This is a genomic window from Mesobacillus sp. (assembly GCF_049588175.1).
In the GTDB taxonomy this organism is placed as follows: domain Bacteria; phylum Bacillota; class Bacilli; order Bacillales; family Cytobacillaceae; genus Mesobacillus.
Genome location: NZ_JBAVFI010000519.1, coordinates 1 through 2,824 on the forward strand (window position 1 = coordinate 1; position 2,824 = coordinate 2,824).

Consider the following 2,824-nt stretch of genomic DNA (forward strand, 5'->3'; position numbering starts at 1 on the left):
GCAATGTAGAGCTCGGCGGTTAATAGCGCAATATACACGAGGTAAAAATGGACTTCCCAGCCGAGCGGTGAAGTGACATTCCAGTAGATAATCGCGTTCAGCAATCGTTCTGGCCGGCCAAGATCCATCAGGACGAAGGTCAGGGCCACAATCATACAGACGATTGCGGTGAACAAGGCTGCCTTTCCGACCCTCTCATATTCTTCCATCCCGAACACATAGATTAAGGTTGATAGCAGGAACGAACCAGCGCTCAAGCCTACAAAGAAGATGTAAAAAGCAATCCACGCTCCCCAAGGAGTGATGCTTGATAGATTCGTAGCTGCGAGTCCTGTGATGAACCTTTCTACGATAAAATATCCGCCTATCAAAAAGGCCACGGTTAACGCTGCGATCCATATTTTAAAGGCTTTTGATATAGCTGCTGGTTTTGCAGTCGTTTTGTGATTTAAATTAACAGCGAGATTAGACATCGCCAAGTCCCTCCTATCGTAAATAAATGACGTTTGGATGCGTTCCAAGTTCTTCCTTCAGGCGGAAGGCTCTTGGGCTAGCAGCAAGCTTTGATACAACACTGTTTGGATCACTGATGTCACCGAAAAAGCGGGCATCGCCAATGCAGGTTTCCACGCATGCCGGCTCTTCGCCTCTTTGCAGACGGTGGAAGCAGAAGCTGCACTTGCGGACCGTTCCAATCGGTGTCTTGCCTTTTTCACGGCTGCCTCGTTCTTTCCCATACTCTGGGCTCGTTACGTCATTATAGCCAATCATTTCCTGCTCATAGCTTTCGCCGAAATCGAAGGATCGTGCACCATATGGACAGGCAACGATGCAATAACGGCAGCCGATGCAGCGGTCATTATCGATGGCGACAATGCCATTTTCCATTTTGTATGTCGCTCTTGTCGGGCAGACCTGAGCGCATGCTGGCTTATCACATTGCATGCACGGTCTTGGCAGGTTCACCGCCTTGATGTTCGGGAATTCTCCTTCAAGCGATTCCATGACGACATTGTAGGAAATGCCCGGCGGCGTACGGTTCTCAGCCTTGCAGCTGACGGTACAAGTATCGCAGCCAACGCATTTTTTCAGATCGATGACCATCGCCCATTTAGGACCGTCGCCTTTTTTCTTTTCTTCAGGAGTTCCCGAAGCATAATAGTTTCCGAATTCCTTTGTAAGGGAAGAGGAATAAACTTTGTGGAAATCCTCGATTTTGAGTTTTCCGCTGATAACCTTCCTGGCATCGCGAGCCATGTTCAAGCCAAGCTGGGTATCATACTGTGATTCATCCATTTCCTTCTTCGCATCAGGAAGCATCTTGTCGACTATTTTGTCATAATCTACTTTTTTCTCATTTGAAAATAGACCCATGATTACTCACCTCTTTATGCTTTTATAATTCTTTTTTGATTTCCTTCAGGTCTTCTGCGATATCGTCTGTTATATCGCTTGTCAGTTCCCTTGTAGATTTCTTGAATTCCTTCAGCGTCTGCCCAAATGCCCTGCCGATTTCCGGAAGTTTCTTAGGGCCGAAAATGATCAACGCCAGTGTCAGGATTAAAATCAAACCAGGTATGCCAATATTGGATAGCATGATGCCACATCCTTTTCTTATTTTTGTTTGCTTATTTATAATGCAAGGGGCGTGCCAACTTTTTTGGCATGCCTCTATTTTTGATAGGAATAAGCGCGGAGACCTTGCGGCTGTAGGAAGCTGCGGAATCGTGACACTTCTGTGAACATGAAAAAGCGGCTGGCAGGAGCTATTTGCTCCAAACCGGCCGCTTTGTTATGTGACATTTTGGCATGGTGTTGCAATTTTGGCATGTGACATTTTGGCATGGTGCTGGGGGATTTGGTATGAGACATTTTTTCAGGGTGTGCGGGAGGGCCATAATGAAGAGAGTTACATACTGTTTAATTCCATAGATCAAAGTTTTTGCTTGGTATATAAACCTTTCCTTTTTTTGAGCCTTGGCTTTCCAAATCCATTGTAGAAAGCATTCTTTTGGCTTGGTGGATTGAAGAGATATTAAGGAAATCGCAAAATTGCCGGCTTGTGATAGCGGGACCGAAAATGATGAAGCAATCCTTGAGTGTAGCAAGATGGGCATCTTTTGAAAGATATCCGCATTGGTTACAGACCCAGCTGCCATGAATCCTTCTCATGCCGATATGGGCACATTCCGGACATTGAACTCCCTTTTTGATATGATCCATGGGCAAATTCATTGTACTAATATCAGGCACATATGACTCATGGCTTTTCAAAAGCAGCTTAACGATCTTCTTGCTTTCTTTTGTAGATAAAAACTCCTTTTGGTACTTGTCTTTAAAAGATTGAATCTTAAAAGAAACGGCAGGCGTTTTGCATACTCTCCTGCTCACCTCCATATTGTTGTCAGGATTTCTAATCATAGCCTGCGAGTTGCTGACTGAAACAAGGAATTCGATTGGCGGAGGGGAGAATTGATTTTTTATTAGAAAGGATTTAAGTTGCGAAGCCTGGATTCTTGTTTGCAGGATTGGATCCTGATACACTTTTTCATTGCCATTTATTGTTTGAATCAAATAGTTGAATTCTGTATTTAAATCTAGTATGCCTGCGTAGTTTTTGGAATCAATGGAAAGCATGAATGTGTTTGATATAAGAAGGGAGTCGATTTGGAAGTGGGTATTGTTGTGGGGAATCCGTAAATCATGTAAAATCTTAAATTTTGTATGGTCGAATTGTGAAAGATGGTAGTCTAGCTCTTTTTCACCTTTATAACCGCCCAACTTTCTGGATAATCTGTTTTCAAATTCTGTCTTGCGCTGTAAA

4 protein-coding genes are annotated in these 2,824 nt (G+C 43.8%); all 4 read right to left on the reverse strand.

Annotated features, from left to right (window positions below):
• A partial coding sequence (nrfD, locus tag WB217_RS12690) for an NrfD/PsrC family molybdoenzyme membrane anchor subunit (RefSeq protein WP_423993581.1) occupies positions 1-473 on the reverse strand: 473 nt, incomplete at its 3' end.
• Positions 474-486: 13 nt separating this feature from the next.
• On the reverse strand, positions 487-1,374 hold the full coding sequence (locus tag WB217_RS12695; RefSeq protein ID WP_423993582.1) for a 4Fe-4S dicluster domain-containing protein: 888 nt from the start codon (positions 1,372-1,374) through the stop codon (positions 487-489).
• A gap of 22 nt (positions 1,375-1,396) precedes the next feature.
• Complete coding sequence (gene tatA / locus WB217_RS12700) at positions 1,397-1,597, reverse strand: twin-arginine translocase TatA/TatE family subunit (protein ID WP_423993583.1); 201 nt, start codon at positions 1,595-1,597, stop codon at positions 1,397-1,399.
• A gap of 323 nt (positions 1,598-1,920) precedes the next feature.
• A partial coding sequence (locus WB217_RS12705) for an NERD domain-containing protein (RefSeq protein WP_423993584.1) occupies positions 1,921-2,824 on the reverse strand: 904 nt, incomplete at its 5' end.